The 18683-nt window shown below is 37.0% G+C and carries 17 protein-coding genes, 1 tRNA gene and 1 pseudogene; 3 read left to right on the top strand and 16 right to left on the bottom strand.

The window, feature by feature from the left end; genetic code table 11:
• Window positions 1–5: 5 nt before the first annotated feature.
• The 12 genes and pseudogenes from OTK00_RS07185 to OTK00_RS07240 form a co-directional block, all read right to left on the bottom strand.
• Window positions 6–1160, bottom strand: a complete 1155-nt coding sequence (locus OTK00_RS07185; RefSeq protein WP_045169665.1) for a cysteine desulfurase family protein — start codon at window positions 1158–1160, stop codon at window positions 6–8.
• Window positions 1161–1175: 15 nt separating this feature from the next.
• On the bottom strand, window positions 1176–1901 hold the full coding sequence (locus tag OTK00_RS07190) for an RsmE family RNA methyltransferase (protein ID WP_045169666.1): 726 nt from the start codon (window positions 1899–1901) through the stop codon (window positions 1176–1178).
• An 18-nt stretch (window positions 1902–1919) separates the two neighbouring features.
• Window positions 1920–2831, bottom strand: coding sequence for a 50S ribosomal protein L11 methyltransferase (prmA, locus tag OTK00_RS07195; protein WP_045169667.1), 912 nt, complete (start codon window positions 2829–2831; stop codon window positions 1920–1922).
• A gap of 27 nt (window positions 2832–2858) precedes the next feature.
• The gene (gene dnaJ / locus OTK00_RS07200) at window positions 2859–4022 is read right to left on the bottom strand and encodes a molecular chaperone DnaJ (RefSeq protein ID WP_045169668.1); all 1164 of its coding nucleotides are present in this window, start codon (window positions 4020–4022) and stop codon (window positions 2859–2861) included.
• 123 nt (window positions 4023–4145) lie between these two features.
• Window positions 4146–5966, bottom strand: coding sequence for a molecular chaperone DnaK (gene dnaK / locus OTK00_RS07205; protein ID WP_045169669.1), 1821 nt, complete (start codon window positions 5964–5966; stop codon window positions 4146–4148).
• 24 nt (window positions 5967–5990) lie between these two features.
• Entirely contained in the window at window positions 5991–6641 is a 651-nt protein-coding gene (gene grpE, locus OTK00_RS07210) for a nucleotide exchange factor GrpE (protein WP_045169670.1), read from the bottom strand.
• Between the two features lie 21 nt (window positions 6642–6662).
• Entirely contained in the window at window positions 6663–7694 is a 1032-nt protein-coding gene (gene hrcA / locus OTK00_RS07215) for a heat-inducible transcriptional repressor HrcA (RefSeq protein WP_045169671.1), read from the bottom strand.
• A 111-nt stretch (window positions 7695–7805) separates the two neighbouring features.
• Complete coding sequence (gene hemW / locus OTK00_RS07220) at window positions 7806–8936, bottom strand: radical SAM family heme chaperone HemW (RefSeq protein WP_082054637.1); 1131 nt, start codon at window positions 8934–8936, stop codon at window positions 7806–7808.
• A 15-nt stretch (window positions 8937–8951) separates the two neighbouring features.
• On the bottom strand, window positions 8952–10760 hold the full coding sequence (gene lepA / locus OTK00_RS07225; protein ID WP_045169672.1) for a translation elongation factor 4: 1809 nt from the start codon (window positions 10758–10760) through the stop codon (window positions 8952–8954).
• 27 nt (window positions 10761–10787) lie between these two features.
• A complete protein-coding gene (locus OTK00_RS07230; RefSeq protein WP_045169673.1) occupies window positions 10788–12029 on the bottom strand; it encodes a CapA family protein in 1242 nt (413 codons plus the stop codon).
• Window positions 12026–12961, bottom strand: coding sequence for an RluA family pseudouridine synthase (locus OTK00_RS07235; RefSeq protein ID WP_045169674.1), 936 nt, complete (start codon window positions 12959–12961; stop codon window positions 12026–12028). Before OTK00_RS07235 ends, OTK00_RS07230 begins: the two co-directional genes overlap by 4 nt.
• 101 nt (window positions 12962–13062) lie before the next feature.
• A pseudogene (locus OTK00_RS07240) lies at window positions 13063–14280 on the bottom strand (RNA-guided endonuclease InsQ/TnpB family protein).
• Between the two features lie 60 nt (window positions 14281–14340).
• Between OTK00_RS07240 and OTK00_RS07245 the strand changes: the two are divergent.
• The 3 genes from OTK00_RS07245 (at window position 14341) to OTK00_RS07255 (ending at window position 15755) form a co-directional block, all read left to right on the top strand.
• On the top strand, window positions 14341–15393 hold the full coding sequence (locus tag OTK00_RS07245) for a glycosyltransferase family 4 protein (protein ID WP_108720987.1): 1053 nt from the start codon (window positions 14341–14343) through the stop codon (window positions 15391–15393).
• A gap of 51 nt (window positions 15394–15444) precedes the next feature.
• Window positions 15445–15523: transfer RNA gene (locus OTK00_RS07250), tRNA-Pro, on the top strand.
• 94 nt (window positions 15524–15617) lie between these two features.
• Window positions 15618–15755, top strand: coding sequence for a hypothetical protein (locus OTK00_RS07255; protein WP_157841021.1), 138 nt, complete (start codon window positions 15618–15620; stop codon window positions 15753–15755).
• 12 nt (window positions 15756–15767) lie between these two features.
• Here the strand turns inward: OTK00_RS07255 and OTK00_RS07260 are convergent, their stop codons facing one another.
• The 4 genes from OTK00_RS07260 to OTK00_RS07275 all read right to left on the bottom strand — a co-directional run bounded on the left by OTK00_RS07260 (window position 15768) and on the right by OTK00_RS07275 (window position 18539).
• A complete protein-coding gene (locus OTK00_RS07260) occupies window positions 15768–16211 on the bottom strand; it encodes a Fur family transcriptional regulator (protein WP_045169675.1) in 444 nt (147 codons plus the stop codon).
• A 79-nt stretch (window positions 16212–16290) separates the two neighbouring features.
• The gene (locus OTK00_RS07265; protein ID WP_157841022.1) at window positions 16291–16437 is read right to left on the bottom strand and encodes a hypothetical protein; all 147 of its coding nucleotides are present in this window, start codon (window positions 16435–16437) and stop codon (window positions 16291–16293) included.
• 30 nt (window positions 16438–16467) lie between these two features.
• Window positions 16468–18294: a ferrous iron transport protein B gene (feoB, locus tag OTK00_RS07270; RefSeq protein WP_045169676.1), complete on the bottom strand. Its 1827-nt coding sequence runs from the start codon at window positions 18292–18294 to the stop codon at window positions 16468–16470.
• 23 nt (window positions 18295–18317) lie between these two features.
• Window positions 18318–18539 carry a FeoA family protein gene (locus OTK00_RS07275; RefSeq protein ID WP_045169677.1) on the bottom strand — a complete coding sequence of 74 codons (222 nt, stop codon included), beginning with the start codon at window positions 18537–18539 and terminating at the stop codon, window positions 18318–18320.
• Between the last annotated feature and the right edge of the window lie 144 nt (window positions 18540–18683).

Here is an 18683-nt window from a genome sequence, read left to right on the forward strand (position 1 = left end):
TGCGTTCATCCTTTGCGTTTTATTTCTTGCAAAAACTTGAGTGATTTTTTCAATACTTCAAGGACATAGTCAACCTCTTCAGGAGTATTTAAATAAGAAAAACTAAAGCGTATGCTGCTCTGTGCAATTTCCATTGATTTTTTCATGCTGTAAAGAACCCTGTTGTATGTTCTACCTCTCGATGAACAGGCAGAACCAGAGGATGCAAAAACACCATAGCCTTCAAGAGTATGAAGCAAAACCTCGGATTTAATTCCCAAAAACGATACATTCAAGATTGCATCCGATGTCACATCAAGTGGGGAGTTTATAAAAACATCATCAAAATCCTGCAGTCCATCAATAAATCTTTGTTTTATCATCCTCAGTTTATCTGGCTGCTCATTTTGCAGTTTTTCATACACTTCCATTGCCTTGTAAATTGAAAAAATACCCGGCATATTTTCTGTCCCAGGTCTTATTTTATTCTGCTGCTCCCCACCAAAGATTATAGGCTGAATATTAACTCCTTTTTTGATATACAGCGCTCCAATTCCCTTCAGTGCGTGAATTTTATGTCCGCTCAGCGACATCAAATCAACATTCAAATCTCTTACATCTATCTTTTCCTTCATAAATGCCTGAACTGCATCTGTGTGAACAAGCACATTGGGATTTTTTCTTTTTACAACTTGAGCTATCTTTTTTACATCAAAAATATGCCCTGTTTCATTATTTACAAGCATCACACTTACCAGAATGGTCCCTGTGTCCACTTCATTCTCAAGTTCTTCAAAATCAATATTCCCATTCTGGTCAACCTTCAAAAAGCCAATCTCAAACCCACAACTTTTCAGGTAATCAAGCGTACTTGACACCGATGGATGTTCAACAGGGCTTGAGATAATCTTATTGCCTCTTTTCTTATTGGCAAAGGCAACACCAATCAGCGCCAGGTTATTTGCCTCTGTGCCACCCGATGTAAAATAAATCTCATCAGGAGTAGCACCTACTTTCTGGGCTATTCTGTGTCTTGCTTCCTTCAATACTTTTTCTGCACTTACACCAAGCCTGTGCAAAGATGAGGGATTCCCGTAATTCTGAAGCAAAAACTCCTTTAAACTTTCCACAACCTCATCAAATGGTCGCGTTGTCGCCGCATTGTCAAAATACACAACCACCTTCTATCCTTCCTTTCATATCTCACCAAGAAGATGCATAACAATAGAAATCGTAGAAATAGCAGCAGTTTCACTTCTTAAAATGCGCTTTCCAAGCGAGACAATCTTTACCTTTTGCAGTTTTTTAAAAATCTCTATTTCCTCCTCTTCAAAACCACCCTCCGGACCAATCAATATACCCACTTTGCTTGTATCAGAATTAACAGCCAAAAAGTTTTTTCTTTCCTTTTCATATGGAATTATAAGAAGGTCAAGATCATCAAGAAAGTCTTTGACTCTATCAATTTCAACAGGTTTTTGTATCAGTGGAGGGTATGGTCTTAGACACTGCTTTTGCGCTTCTTTCGCGATTTTCTGCCAGCGTTCTAACTTTTTCTCTTCCTTTTCACCGATATCAATGACAACTCTTTTTGATATAACAGGGATTATGCTCTTTACCCCAAGTTCTGTTGCTTTTTGAATTATAATATCCATTTTTTGATTCTTTATAATACACTGAAATAAAAAAATGTCTTTTTTCGGCTCGCGCTGATTTTGCACTTTTTCTTCAATTGCTACTTTAATACCATCCTTTGAAATTTCTAATATCCTGGTTCTGTAATCATATACACCATCGCAAAGATTTAAAACCTCTCCTTCTCTCTTTCGCAAAACCTTCACTATGTGGTTTATATCTTCTTTATCTCTTATATATGCAACGTCATTGACAATGTCCCTGCTATCAATAAAAAAAATAGGCAATGTCTATCACCCTGTTTTTTATTTTCTCTTCGCCACAACAAGGCACCAGCTGTTAAGTTTTTTGATCTCAATTACATCTAAAAAACTTTCTTTTAAGCTTTTCAACACATCATCAAGTCTATCTTCAATAATACCAGAGGAAATGAAAAGTCCACCTTCCTTTAAAACATTTTTAACCTCTCCTGCCAATTTCATTATTATATCAGCTATAATGTTTGCAATTGCTATATCAAACTTTTCTTCAATTCCAAAAACCAGATCATTTTGTTTAACTTCAATATCAACATTGTTCATGGCAGCATTTTCTCTTGCAACCTTTACAGCAACATCATCTATATCCACTGCCACAACCCTATTTGCACCAAGTTTTTTGGCTGCAATTGCTAAAATCCCTGAACCTGTGCCAATATCAATTACATCAACTCCAGGTTTTATATACCTTTGAACTGCTTCCAAACAGAGTGCTGTGGACTCATGCGTACCCGTACCAAATGCCATGCCAGGGTCAAGCTTTACAACAATCTTTTCACCGGTAGCCTGGTAACTTTCCCAAGATGGTACAATTATAATGCTCCCTATTTCAACCGGCCTGTAATACTTTTTCCACTCCTCCGCCCAGTCTTTTTCATCAACCTCAGAAATTTCAATCCTTCCTTCGCCAATATCAAGGTACTGTGAAACATCTTTTAACCTTTCTTCAATGTTGAAAATAAGCTCAGAGATATTTACACTTTCAGGAAAATATGCACGGACAATTGCAAAGTTTTGTTTGACAAATTGATTTTCGTCTATATAGTCCCACGAGTTTGGATATTTTACAATCTCATCATCTTCTATCACAACACCATTTGCTCCAAGATCATATAAAACATTTGAAATGGCATCTTCTGCCTCTTGAACCGTCTTAATTGAAATCTCAAACCATTTCATATTCCTGCATTTCTCCTTTTTGCAAGTTTACGAAAAAGCCTCTCTTATCCTATCCCAAAAATGTTTTTTCCTTTCATATCCTTCTTCAGATGAAAGCTCTTCAAACTTCCTCAAAAGCTCCTTTTGCTTTTCAGACAGCTTCTTTGGCACTTCAACAATGAATTTCACAACCAAATCGCCTCTGCCTCTGCCCCTAAGATACGGCACACCTTTGCCCTTAATTCTTACTTCATCACCATTTTGTGTCCCCGGTTCAATTTTAACTTTTGTTCTGCCATCCAGTGTAGGTATTTCTATCTCACCACCCAGTGCTGCATTGACAAATGTAATTGGTACTTCCACATAAAGGTCCTGCCCGACCCGTTTAAAAACAGGATGAGGTGCTATTTTGATTCTAATGTGCAAATCACCATTTGGTCCACCTTTGATGCCACTTTCTCCTTCGCCCCTTAAAGTTATTACCTGTCTATCGTCAATTCCAGCAGGGATGTTTATCTTAACCCTTCTCTGGCGTCTGACATTCCCTGTACCACCACATTCCCTGCATGGATCGGCAATTATTGTTCCAGTACCACCGCAGGCATCGCATGTTTTTATTGTAGTAAACTCACCAAAGAATGTTGACTGCCTTGATCTTATCTGCCCGGTACCCCCACATTTTTGACATCTAACAGGTGCTGATCCTGGTTTTACACCACTTCCACCACAGACAGAACATTTCTCTGTTCTGTAAATAGGAATCTCTTTTTCACAACCAAATACTGACTCTTTTAATGTCAGTTCTAAATCAACATATATATCAGCACCTTTCCTCGGTGTTTCTTTCCTTCTTCTTGATGACCCAAAGATATCAAACCCTTCAAAAAGGTCTTCGAATATGTCTCCAAAACTTCCAAAGTCAAAGTCGGCAAAACCACCAGAAAAACCACCAGAAAATCCTCCACCCTGAGCACCATATGTTGGGTCGAATGCTGCATGACCAAACTGGTCATACTTTCTTCTCTTTTCAGGGTCGCTTAAAACTTCATATGCCTCATTTATCTCTTTAAATTTTTCTTCAGCTTCTTTGTTGCCCGGGTTTGCATCAGGGTGATATTGCTTTGCAAGTCTTCTATATGCTCTTTTTATTTCCTCCTGTGTTGCATTTTTAGAAACACCCAATATTTCATAGTAATCCCTTTTCTGTGTCATTTTTAATCACCCACTTCGCTTACTGAATATTATTATATACACTTTTAACAAACTATTAAAAAGGACCAAAGCCACCTTTCAAATGAATGACTTTGGTCCCTCTTTTCAAAGAGAGTAAACTTATTAATATACCTTATAATCTGTATTATCATTGCCATCAGTTCCAGCCTGCCCTCCAGGGTTTGCATTGCCCTGAGGTCCAGCCTGTGTATAGCCCTGCTGATACAGCCTTGTTGAAACATCATAGAATAATTTGGTTAATTCGTCAATTGCCCTTTCAATTCGATCTTTGTCCTCACCATTCATAACATCTTTGAGTTCTTTGAGTTTTGTTTCAATTTGCTCTTTTTCGGTTGCTGTCATCTTATCGCCAAGGTCACGCAATAGCTTTTCTGTCTGGTATATGATGGAATCTGCTTTGTTCCTTGCTTCGATGAGCTCTTTTCTCTTTCTATCCTGTTCTGCATACATCTCTGCCTCTTTGATTGCTCTTTGAATCTCCTCCTCGCTAAGGTGTGTCTGGGAGGTTATTGTTATCTTCTGTTCCCTACCTGTGCCAAGATCCTTTGCAGAAACGTGTACTATTCCGTTTGCGTCAATGTCAAATGTGACCTCGATCTGCGGAACACCGCGTGGAGCAGGTGGAATTCCGTCTAAGATGAACCTGCCAAGTGTCTTGTTGTCCTTTGCAAGCGGTCTTTCACCCTGCAAAACGTGAATCTCTACCTGAGTCTGTCCGTCTGCTGCGGTTGTAAATATCTGGCTCTTTCTTGTCGGGATTGTTGTATTTCTCTCAATTATCTTTGTGAATACACCACCCAGGGTTTCAATACCAAGTGAAAGTGGTGTCACGTCCAGCAGCAATATATCTTTTACCTGCCCTGCCAGCACACCTGCCTGGATTGCTGCACCAATGGCAACACATTCATCAGGGTTTATACCCTTGAATGGTTCTTTGCCGGTGAGTTTCTTTACAAATTCCTGAACATAAGGTATTCTTGTTGAACCACCAACCAGAATTACCTTGTCAATCTGTTCGGGTGTGAGCTTTGCATCGGAAAGTGCTGTCTCAACAGGTTCTCTTGTCTTTTCAACAAGGTCTTTTATAAGCTCCTCAAATTTAGCTCTTGTCAATACCATGTCAATGTGCTTTGGACCGTTTGCATCAGCGGCAATGAATGGAAGATTTATTGTTGTCTGAAGCGCAGACGAGAGTTCAATTTTTGCTCTTTCTGCTGCATCTTTTAGCCTCTGGAGTGCAACCTTGTCTTTTCTCAGGTCAATTCCGTGCTCTTTCATAAACTCGTCTGCTATATAGTCAATAATCCTCTGATCAAAGTCATCGCCACCAAGCCTGTTGTTACCAGATGTTGCCAGCACCTCAATGACACCATCGCCAATTTCCAGGATTGAAACGTCAAACGTTCCACCACCAAGGTCATATACCATTATCTTCTGATGTCCCTCTTTATCAAGCCCATATGCCAGAGCAGCCGCTGTTGGCTCGTTGATAATCCTCAAAACCTCAAGTCCCGCAATTCTACCTGCGTTTTTTGTTGCCTGTCTCTGGGAGTCAGTAAAGTATGCAGGAACAGTAATAACAGCCTGTGTGATCTTTTCACCAAGGTATGCCTCAGCATCAGCTTTCAGTTTCATCAAAATCATAGCAGAGATCTCTTCCGGTGAATATTCTTTGTCATCTATCCTGATTCTTCTATTTGTACCCATATCTCTTTTGATTGAGATAATTGTCCTCTCAGGATTTGTAATTGCCTGCCTTTTTGCTGCATGACCAACAAGTCTCTCACCAGTCTTTGTAAAAGCAACAACAGACGGTGTTGTTCTGAAACCTTCTGCGTTTGGAATAACAACAGGCTGACCGCCTTCAATTACCGCCATACAAGAGTTTGTTGTACCAAGGTCTATACCTAAAATATGAGCCATTGTTATCAACCTCCTTTTTTATTTTTAGTTTGCATTTGCGACCTTAACAAGGCTGTATCTTATAACCCTGTCTTTTATCTTATAACCCTTCTGGAATTCTTCAATTACAATATTTTTACCGTACCTTTCATCCTCCACATGCATAATAGCATTGTGAAGGTACGGGTCAAACTCCTTATTTAAAGCCTCAATGGGCTCAACCCCGAGCTTTGAGAAGATATCATCAATTTGCTTTTTTATCATCTCAAGCCCTTTTATGAACTCTTCGTTTGTATTTTCTGATTCCCTGGCAGAGCTAATGGCTCTTTCAAAATTGTCAACAATGGGAAGAAGTTTTCCCACAACGTCGGCAACAACCTCATAGTACATATTTTCCCTGTCCTTTGCAATTCGTTTTTTGTAGTTGTCAAAGTCAGCGGCAATTCGCTGACACAAGCTTTTGTATTCTTCAACTTCCTTTTCCTTCTCTTCAAGCTGCTTCTTTAACACTTCAACCGGGTCTTCCTGGTCCTGAGTGCTGGTATCCTGCCCGGCATTTTCAGCCTGATCATTTTCACTCTGTCTACTTACATCCTGCTTCTGTAAAGCTTCCTTTTCTGTGTTTTCAGCATTCGGAGGACTTTCAGAAATGTTTGTCTCTTCATTTTTCAACTCTTTGTTTTCCATTTCACACATCCCAAAAAATCACCTCTTTATTTATTCTGTGAAAAGTCTTGTCAAAATATCAGATAGCTCATCGCAGATATAATCAATCAAAGAAACTGTTTGTGAATACTTCAGCCTCTTTGGTCCGATAATACCAATCGAACCTGCAATATTCTCTCCTATTCGATAAGTGGAAAGAACAATACTGCATTCTTTCAGGTCTTCAATTGGATTTTCTGTGCCTATGCGTATGGTTATATGTTCGTGCATTGAAGAGTTTATAATTTTTCTCAGCATGTCCTTTTGCTCGAATATGTGTAAAAATATCTTGGCTTTTAAAACATCACTGAACTCCGGAAAGTCAAACATGTTTTTTATGCCACTTAGCACAACCTCTGTACTGTCTGCTGCACTGATTGTCCTAAGAACACTGTCAATAATTGGAGAGAGTATTGCCTTGTTCTTCCCCAAACTATTTTCAATGTCCAAAACAATGTTTTCATCAATATCTTCAAGCTTAAGTCCGCTTAGCTTCTCGTTGAGGACATTAGAGATATATACAAACTCCCTGGTTTCAATGTTCTCCGGTTTGTCCAAAAGTATATCCTTCACAAGCCCGGTATTTGTCACTAAAATCAGTATATACTTCTTGCTATCCACCGGCAGAAGCTGCAGATGTTTAATATAGCTTTTCTTCACATTCGGCGTTGAAATCACAGCTGTGTAGTTTGTAAGATTCGAAATAATCTTGGCTATATTTTCCATGTACTCATTTATCTCGTTAAATTTTATATCCAGCTGGGACCTTATAAACGCAATCTCCTGAGGCGAAAGCCTTGTTACTCTCATAAGTTCATCAACATAATATCTATAGCCTTTATCAGATGGAATTCTCCCAGCCGAGGTATGTGGCTGTTCCAGATACCCCATCTCTTCCAGGTCAGACATCTCATTTCTGATTGTGGCAGAAGAAATACCAAAGATGTACTTTTTGGCAATTGTACGTGAGCCAACCGGCTCACCCGTGTTTATATAATCATCTATAACTGCCTGAAGTATCTTTTTCTTTCTTTCATCCAGCATTTTCCTCACCTTACTGTTAGCACTCTCATTTGATGAGTGCTAATTCTAAGATATAGGATATCACCTCAGTAGAAAATTGTCAAGTAGATTTTTTGACTTTCTTTGACCTTTTTAGATAAACTCCTGCCATACTATATTTGCAAGATCTATACCTTTTTTTGTAAGTTTAAAATGCGAGTTTATTTCTACAAGCCCATATCTTTTTAGCTTTTCTATTTGAGTTTTATATTTCTCAGTGAAAACTACATTGAACCTTCTTTCAAACTCTGAAAGTTCAAAACCTTCAATCTTCCTTAGACCCAGAATGATATATTCTTTTTCCTTCTCAAAGTCATCTATAAGTTGCCTATCCTCCCATGCAAACTCTCCATTTTTTATTCTACTTATATAATCTTCAAGGGAAGCTGTATTGAAATATCTGTATCCATCAAAAAAAGAATGAGCAGCACAACCAATCCCAATGTACTCTTCATAGTCCCAGTATTTAAGATTGTGCTTGCATTTAAAATTCTCCTTTGCAAAGTTTGATATTTCGTAGTGATGTATACCGCTGCTGTAAAGTGTCTGAACTGCAAACCAGTACATGTTTCTTTCTTCTTCCTCAGAAGGTAAATGACTTTTTATAGATTCATATCTATTATAAAAATGTGTGCCCTCTTCAATCTTCAGAGAATATACAGAGACATGAGGAGGATTAACTTTCAGTACCTTTCCCAGAGTATCCGAAAAACTTTCTATACTCTGGTGCACAATCCCAATCATTAAATCAACACTGAAGTTTTCAAAGTATTTTGTAACAAGCTCTAACATTTCCAGTGCTCGCTTTGATGTGTGGATTCTCCCAAGTGCTTTTAACTCAACATCATTTAAGGATTGAATACCAACACTCAGCCTGTTTATACCTGAAGAGCAGTAAAATTTGATCTTCTCCTCATCAAGGCTCTCCGGATTTGCTTCAATTGTAGTTTCGCAATAGTTTTCAACCTTGAAATTACAATATACAAATTCAAGCAAACTTCCTATATGCGAGATAGCTACTACAGACGGAGTACCACCCCCAATGTAAATTGTATCTATCTTAATATCATAGTTTTCTTTGTAAAAAATAAGTTCTCTTTTCAGAGAACTAAAATATTCAGCAATAATATCATCTTCAACATCACTAAAAGAAACAAAATCACAATAAAAACACTTTTTCATGCAAAAAGGAATGTGAATATAAAGCCCTACATTTCTGCTCAACTTTTACACTTCCTTTTATTCTTCCAGTTTCAACACAGCCATAAACGCCTCCTGTGGAATCTCCACCTCTCCTATCTGCTTCATCCTCTTTTTGCCCTCTTTCTGTTTTTCCAAAAGTTTCTTCTTCCTTGTCACATCACCACCGTAGCACTTAGCAAGGACATCCTTTCTTAGCGCTTTGACAGTTTCCCTTGCAATCACTTTGCTTCCTATACATGCCTGAATAGGTATTTCAAATAAATGTCTCGGAATCTCCTCTTTGAGTTTTTCAACAATCTTTCTTGCTCTCTGATAAGCCTTGTCTCTGTGTACAATGAATGAGAGGGCATCAACCACTTCACCTTTAATCATTATATCAAGCTTTACCAGCTTGGACTCTGCATACCCGATGAATTCATAGTCAAATGATGCATAACCTTTTGATCGTGATTTCAGAGCATCAAAAAAGTCATAGACAATCTCCATAAGTGGCATTTCATAGGTGAGAATAACACGTGTTGTCTCTATATATGACATATCTTTAAATATTCCTCTTCTTTCCTGACAGAGTTCCATTACTGCCCCAACATGCTCGTTTGGCACCATTATGGTTGCTTTTACCATTGGTTCTTCTATCTTGTCTATTTCATTTGGCGGCGGAAGTTTTGTCGGATTGTCTATATATAAAACCTCTCCATCTGTTTTTGTAACTCTAAAAACAACAGACGGTGCTGTGGTGATGATATTTAAATTATACTCCCTTTCAAGCCTTTCCTGGACAATTTCCATGTGCAAAAGACCCAGAAAACCACATCTAAATCCAAAGCCCAGGGCAGCAGAACTTTCCGGCTCAAAAAAGAGTGCTGCGTCATTCAGCTGAAGCTTTTCAAGCGCTTCTTTGAGTTCTTCATATTTTGTATCTCCGGTTGGATAAATGCCACAGAAAACCATTGGATTTAGCTTTCTAAAACCAGGCAAAGGCTGATCAGCAGGATTGTTTGCATCAGTGATAGTATCACCAACTCTTGTGTCTCTAACAGTTTTTATTGATGCTGCAATGTATCCAACATCGCCCGCTCTTAACTCTTCACAGGGTATGAGCATCCCTGGCTTGAAATATCCAACTTCTGTAACTGTAAACTGAGCACCTGTTGACATCATCTTTATGGTCATGTTAGGCTTTACTACCCCATCAAACACCCTGACATATGCCAGAACACCCTTGTAGTTGTCATAAAGAGAGTCAAATATCAGGGCTTTGAGCGGTTTTGTATCATCGCCTTTGGGAGGCGGGATGTCCCTTACAATTCTTTCTAAAACTTCTTCAATGTTGATTCCCTGCTTTGCAGAAATTAAAGGTGCATCGGATGCGTCAAGTCCAATTACATCTTCTATTTCCTTTTTAACCTCTTCGGGTCTTGCGCTTGGAAGATCAATCTTATTTATTACTGGTATTATTTCCAGGTTATGTTCAAGGGCAAGATAGACATTTGCAAGAGTTTGAGCTTCAATCCCCTGGGTTGCATCCACCACAAGGATTGCTCCCTCACAAGCTGCAAGGCTTCTTGAAACCTCATAAGTAAAGTCTACATGCCCCGGTGTATCAATCAGGTGAAAGATATAGTCTTTACCATCTTTTGCCCTGTAATTTAGCCTTACTGCCTGTGCTTTTATTGTAATGCCCCTTTCTCTTTCTATCTCCATTGTATCAAGAACCTGGTCCTGCATTTCACGCTCACTTAAAGCACCTGTCAGTTCTATTATCCTATCAGCAAGAGTTGATTTTCCATGGTCAATATGTGCTATTATGCAAAAGTTTCTGATTCTGTCCTGTCTTCTCTCCACCTCACGTAATCCCCCTACAAAATCAAATTATTGCAATTTCTGAAGCTGATCTTTTACATTTTCCAATAGCTTTCCTGCATATTGGATATAAGACTTTTTTACATCAGTTCTATTTAAAATATCTTTTGCTTTCAGAAGAATAAAATCATAGTAATTCCCATTTGTTCTTGTCTTCCTGAAAATATATATGGGTTCTACCAAAATTCTTTTTGTAAGCCTGTTATCTTTTTTGGTAAGCTCAAGTCTTACTGTCAAACCAAATCTATTGTATGGGAAAATAACTGTCTGATCACAAAGGAAATTCCCCAGGGAATAAAACACTACTCCCTCTCTTTTACCATAGTTTTCATCATCAATCTGTATCTTTTCAAAAGGCTGAATTGTATGCGTATGTGTTCCAATTACAATATCAGCACCGTATCTTACCAGCTCTTTCGCAAATTCTCTTTGTTCTGATGTTGTGCTTGTTGAATTCTCATATCCCCAGTTTGTATATGCTATTATAATGTCACAGCTTTTACCTTTCAAATACTCAAGCTCATTTTTTATAGTATCCCTGTCTAAAGTACTTACATACTCTTTGTATGATGAGCCGTCTTCAAGATAGATTCCTGAAAGTTCTTTTGTAAACGCAGCAATGCCAATCCTAATATTGTTTATATCAAATACATTTGATGCATGTTCAGCTGAAGATAGCTTAACACCCACTGGACTTATCCCCGCATCCTTTAAATTTCTGATTGTATCTTCCAACCCCTGCTTTTTTGCATCAAAAATATGCGAAGAAGAAAGTACTGCCACATTTAAACCGGCTGATTTGAGCAAATTTAAAACCTCTCCGGGTGCATTGTATTTACCAGATGTTGAAACCGGTGTATTCTCAGACAAACTACTATCAAATTTGAAAACACTCAAATCTGCATATGTTATATCCCTAACATTTTCCATAATATTACCAAAAGAATATGACTGTGTTTGCCTGTCGTAATATGACTTCAAAAGGTATCCGCTAAAGAATACATCGCCAACAAGCGCAATTGTTGCTCTGTACTCTTCTGACCTGTTTTGTAACTGAACAGGAGATTTTTTCTGTGGCTGGGGTTTTTCTTTTGAAGATACAGCCGTTTTCTGACTTTTTGGAGTATTATAAACCTCTTCGGACACCGGGATGTAGTTTTTGATATACATGTTCTCATAATAAAATATTGCATTTATTCCAATCAAAAGTATTATAATGAATGACCCCAGTACATACAAAACCTTTTTCATAGCTCAAGCCCTCTTTCTTTATAAACATTTATTGTTCCAAAGTTTTCAATTTGAACAGGAAATTCAACAATATCTTTGACAATTTTCTTACCATCCAAATATCGCAAAATACCTTTTTTACCTATATCAAACCTGAGATAATACGCGCAAAGACACTGGATATTCGCATTGTATTTCCTGTTCAGTTCCCAGTCACCGTATTTGTTATCACCCAATATGCAAAGCCCAACATGAGCAAGCTGCGCCCTTATCTGATGCGTTTTGCCCGTTTCCAATTCCACATCAACAAGCAGCAACTGGTCTGTGCCCCGTATTATCCTGTATCTGGTCACAATCTCTGAATACCCATCACCGGGTGAATCTGAAATGTAAACCTTACTCTTCCTTGAATCCTTTTTGAGATAGTGAACAAGCACTCCACTTTTCGGCAAATTCACCCTCTTTGTTATGCACAAGTACTTCTTTTTGATTGCTCTTCTACTCATATATTTTAACATCTCATTTAAAACTTGTCTATTTTTTGCAATAACCATAAGTCCGGAAGTATTTCTGTCAAGCCTGTGGCAGAGTGCTGGCAGTTCATTACCAGAATAATTGTCTTCAATCCAGTTCACAACCGAGTATTCATTGTTTGAATCAGGATGAGAAGGAATACCATAGGGTTTGTCAATGATAATTATATTGTCATCTTCATACACTTTTGTTATTTCAACCTTTTCTTGCTCCAAGAATTTTTCTTCTACATCAAAGCTAATCAAATCTCCAAATTGAAGAACCTGCCCTTTTTGCGCAGGCTCCGAGTTAACTTTTATCATTCCTTTTCTCAGAAGTTTAAATATAACGCTCATCGGAATTGTAGAATATTTCTTTTTTATAGCTTTTTCAATTTTCGTACCAGCAAAATCTTTCTCAACAAGCATTTCTATTATCATCTCTACATACCCCGCTTTTTAACATGTTGAATAACATAATCATATAGTGAACTACCATCCACCTAAAGAGGTGAAGGCTTCATGAGAAGTTTGGTAGCATTTTATGCTACCCTTATTCTCACAGGGTGGTTCACACACCTGCTACTGGCTATCTGCTCTTTCACAGACTCACCAGCTACCTTTAAAAGTATGTTTATCGCCCCATTTATATCCGCATTCAATACATTCCCACATTTTTTGCATACATACAAGCCCCTGTGCTTTCTGTTACTTTTGTCAACCACTCCACATCTGCTGCACCTCTGTGAGGTGTAGCTTTTTTCTATCTCCACATACTCTATTCCATATAATCTGCACTTTGCTTCTAATTTTCTCTTAAACTTCTTGTACGGTATCCCAACAAAGTTCTGATTGTTCACCTTCCCCAGATCTATACCCTTCTTTATCTCTTTCATCCTGCCCACAACAACTACTCCTATTTTATTTTACAGACAGTGTTTAACTACAACGTTTACAGCCTGATTTAAAAAGTTATCAACTATATGCTGTCTTTTAAGAGAAATTTGAGCAAGTTTTGAACCATATTTGATTCCCTGTTTGGAGTATACACTTTGCAGTCTTGCTTTTTCCTTGTTGTACCATCGGTTGACTGATTTTAAAAACCTGCCCTCTATCAAAAAGGCAGTCCCAATGGTATCCGTAAGCGCTGCAAAGTTGTTTAATCCCAAGTCTATTGCCAAAATCTTGCTTCTGTCAAGCTTACAATCCTGCTCCTTTTCCTCATACACATACTCAATCTCAAACCACTTCCCATGGTATCTTGGTATTATCCTGACTTCCTTTATCTTTTTTCCTGCAATGTTTTTTGGCAAATCAAAATATAAGTATCTTACCCCAAACTCCTTTGAAAAACTTCTGCCAAGACTAAGTCTCACTTTTCTGTCTTCTATCTTGAACTGGTCTTTTGGGAAAACTATCTGATACATCCCATCCTTGGGTAAGTATCTTGGCATTAAAACTTTCTCTTTTACCTTTCCTTCCTTTTTGGCTTTCAAAAGGTTCAGAAAAGATTTAAAAGATTCATCCACCGAAATAAGTGTCTGCTGTGCAACCTGTGATGGCAAAAGCATATAGTTTTCGTTGTCTTTTGCAATGTGATACACACTTTCATATCGCAGGTGTCCATAGGTTTGAAAGTAGTGCTGTCTTACGTGATACAGAGCAAAGTTATACAGGTTTTTTGAAAAGTGACAGAGCTTTCGCAAAAGTTTGTATGTTTTCTTATCACATCTTATATGATTTTTTTGTGTTTTGTACACTTGACATCACCCAGAAATATTTTATCACATTTTTAGCAATTCATCTCCATCTTACAGAAGATGGAGTCTTCTTGCTATGCTTCTGATAAACAAAACGAATACCTTATAATATGGCCCGACAAGTCTGAAATAGAATTTGTCTCAGCAGAAAATATTAACATAAATCTTCTCCCTCAACAACTGGACAAATTCTGGGAGGAAATAATGATAAAGGAGATAATAATTCAAAATGACATTGATATTTACCATGTGCCCCAAAACGGTATAGGTATTCCTCTCTCAAAGAAGTGCAGCTATATTATAACTCTTCATGATATAATTCCATTTAGATTGCCTGAAACAGTAGGTCCAGGATATTTGAAAATATTTACCAAATATGTTCCAAAAATATTAAAAATTGTTGACAGTGTAATAACTGTTTCTGAGTTTTCTAAAAAAGATATATGTGAGTTTTTTGACTACAACCCATCAAAGGTATTTGTAACACATTCAGCACCAGAAGACATTTACAAACCACTTGATAAACAGGAAGTCGAAAGTACACTTAAACAAAGATTCGGTATTGACTTTCCTTACATCTTATATGTAGGAGGCTTTTCTCCTCGGAAAAATCTTACAAGACTGATCAAAGCTTATAATATGATAAAAGACAAAATTGACAGTATTCATCTTGTTATACCAGGAAAACTTAGCAGAAGTTTTGATGAAGTGAGGAACTTAGTAATTGAACTTGGTCTATCCGAGTATGTTCACTTTTTATCATACGTTGAGGTGGAATTTATGCCATATCTATACAATGGCGCTACCTTATTTGTATATCCATCCTTATATAAGGGATTTGGGCTTCCACCACTTGAAGCCATGGCATGTAAAGTTCCTACAATCGCCAGCAACACAACTTCTATGCCAGAAGTGTTAAAAGATGCAGCATTGTTGGTGGATCCTTATTCTACTCTGGATATTGCAGAAAAGATTTTATTTGTACTTCAAAATGATAATTTTAGAAAGGATCTTTCAGAAAAAGGCTATAAACTGGCAAAGAACTATAGCTGGGAAAAGACTATAAGCTTAACTTTAACTATTTATCAGCAAATTTTTGCCTTGAAATCTTAAAGAAGATAGAATATAATGTATGTGTAACAGATAAAATAACACAGAAGAGGTCGGGGCGTAGCTCAGTTTGGTTAGAGCGCTAGCTTGGGGTGCTAGAGGTTCGCTGGTTCAAGTCCAGTCGCCCCGACCATTTTATTTTTGCAGATTTTAAAGTTTTAATTTCAAGCACATATTAAAAATATCGAATATATTTTTTGCTAATGGAAAGAATTAACTAATATAAAATGAAAATTCATCAATATATGGTGGTAATACCACTGCTGACAAATGGGTTTTTGTATTTGGCATTTAAAGATAGCTTTAAAAACACAGATGATAACAATGGCAGTTTCTATAAGGTGTTTATAAAATCAAAGGAATGAGAGAAAGCTTTCTCATTCCTTTTTGCATTCTTTACAAATCCCATAGAATTTTACCATATGATTTATCACTTTGAACCCTTTTTTATTTTCTATCTGTTCCTCCAAAGCTTCTAAAAGGTCGTCTTCTGCCTCTTCAACTTTACCACATTTGATGCAAATCAGATGATGATGGTTGTGTGACTCTTCACTATTTGAAAGTTCAAACCTTGAACACCCATCGTCAAGGTCAATCTTATTGAGCACCTTCAAATCACTCAAAAGCATTATTGTTCTGTAAACTGTCGCAAGTCCTATTTCTGGCATCTTTTCTTTTACTATTTTATAAATATCTTCTATGCTAAGATGTTTGTCCTGATTATCCAAAATAGAATCAAGGATTATTCTTCTCTGTGTAGTCAATTTATATCCTTTTTGTTTCAACTGCTCTTTTATCTCCTCTAATTGATTTTTGCTCATAGATTTTCTCCAACTCCGTTCAAAGTTGTGGATTTGTCTATTTTATGATATACATTTTATTCTTAAAGCAACCATCATGTCAATATTTTATATGGCAGCTTTTTTTACAGGTTTTACAATTACCCGTGCACTTTAAAAAATCCACAACAGGGGTGTTGCAGCGAGGACATTTTTTATTGGAAGCAACATCAACTTCATAACCACATACAGGACACTTTACTTTCATTTTAAAACTACCCTTCCTTCAGGAAATTTTTTAGACAATTATAATATGAGCCAAAATCCCACCTACAAGTAAAGCTATTGCCGCCGAAGAAATCCAGACAAAAAGTGAATATTTCAGCCCGTTTTCTTTTGTTATCAGAGCGAAAGAAGTTACACAGGGAACAAACAAAGTAGTAGTTACAAGTGTTACAAACATCTGGTTTTTTGTTGTGGGAATTGTCACAAGCCCTGCTGCACCATAATCCCGTCTTATAATACTCAGAATAAATACCTCTGTCATCTGTTTTGGAAGTTTTAAAAAACCTGTTACAACAGGCTGTGTAAAATCTTCTATAATTTTGAGCAAACTTGTTGCATCCAAAAACCCAAGCAATAGTGTAGCAACTATAAAAATGGGGAAAGCTTCAACCAAAAATCCCTTAGATTTGTAATATGTCTTTTTCAAAATGTTAGAAAGCTGTGGAATTCTCAAAGCAGGAAGATCTATGAAAAGTGAGGTTGATTCGCCTTTTAAAATTTTGCTCAGCACCTTGCCCACTGTACCAAATATAAATCCAATTATCAAAACATAAGCAACAAGATACCAGAATCCAAGCTTGGAAATCAATCCACTAATTATACCAAGTTGGGCAGAACATGGTATTGTAAGCCCCAACAAAAATATTGTAATAAGCCTCTCTCTTTTTGAGTTAAGTATTCTTGTTGTCATTGTTGCCATTGTAACACAACCAAAACCCAAAATTATGGGAATGATAGACCTGCCATTCAAACCTATTTTATTCAAACTTCTGTCCACAAGTGTTGCAATTCTCGGAAGATATCCACTATCTTCTAAAATGCTCATGAAAAAGTGAAAAGCAACGACAAGAGGTAAGAGCAATCCAAAAAATATTATTGGAAACATTGACAGTATTCCATAACTACCCACCAGTAATTTTTGCAAAAACACAGAAGATACAGCACCTTTTATGACTTTTTCCACAAACCCGAAGTAGTACTCACCCATAACTTTATTCATAGTAAAGTCAACAAGCTTCTGGGCAACAAGCACTCCCAAGAAATAATACATAATATAAAGCATGGCAGCCAAAAAAGGAACTCCCGTCAGGGGATTTATAAGGATCTGACTCAATTTATTCTGAAAAGCAAGATGTTTAGAGTCATATTTTTCAACCTTGCTATATATCTCATCAATATATTTTCGTCTCAGAGCATAAATTTTTTCCTGCAGATCTGAAATGGATGTATCAAAAATGTTTTCTGCCTCTGCAAGATCTTCACAACAAGTCTTTTTACCCTCAGACTCCAAAAGTTTGTCAAGATTCGGAGTTGAGTTACCTTTTTTGAACAGATTCTTATCTATTGCCTCTTTTAATTTATCCATACCAATTCCTCTGCTTGCCGAAGTAGTTATTATTTCAACCCCAAGGTATTGTTTTAGTTTTTCAACATCAATTTTAATGCTATTTTTCTCAACTTCGTCAACCATATTTAGCACCACAATAATTTCTTTTTGATAGTCTATAAGCTGTTGAGTCAAAAACAAATCTCTGTCCAAATGTACACTATCAACAACATTTATAATCCTGTCAGTGCTCATAACTATGTCACGTGTTACAATTTCATCTTCACTGAAAGAAGATATTCCATAAACTCCGGGAGTATCAACAATGATGTAATCTTTATAATAACCATAGTTAACATCTACTGTTGTACCAGGGAAATTTGAAACATCTACATATTTCCCAGTAAGTTTATTGAAGATAACAGACTTTCCCACGTTAGGATTCCCAACAAGAGCTATTATTTCTTTGTCTTCCTGAATTTTTAATAGTTGATGTACAGTATCACAGTTCAACCACCTCAGCTCCTTTCCATTTTCTATTTGTGAATCTCTACTTCAATTTCCTTGGCAAAACCCTGACCTATGGCTATTTCCTGATGATTTTTTCGCAGAATAACCGGACCATTTTTTATTTTACCTATGCATTTAACTTTGCTTCCCTCACTTATTCCAAATCTTAAAGCATATATTTTTGCATTTTTATTTTTTATACTCTTTATTACCACTTCCTGCCCCTTTGGTACCATGTCAAGTGTCATATATACTCACCCCACCTTTTATAATCACAAAAACCTTGAAAATATTTTTGAAAATAAGCTGCAATTGAGATTTTATTTTAGTTGATAATAATTTTCAATTACATGATAACAGATCTTCTCTGCCAAGTCAAGTATAGTTTTTAA

The organism is Caldicellulosiruptor morganii, assembly GCF_026810225.1.
In the GTDB taxonomy this organism is placed as follows: domain Bacteria; phylum Bacillota; class Thermoanaerobacteria; order Caldicellulosiruptorales; family Caldicellulosiruptoraceae; genus Caldicellulosiruptor; species Caldicellulosiruptor morganii.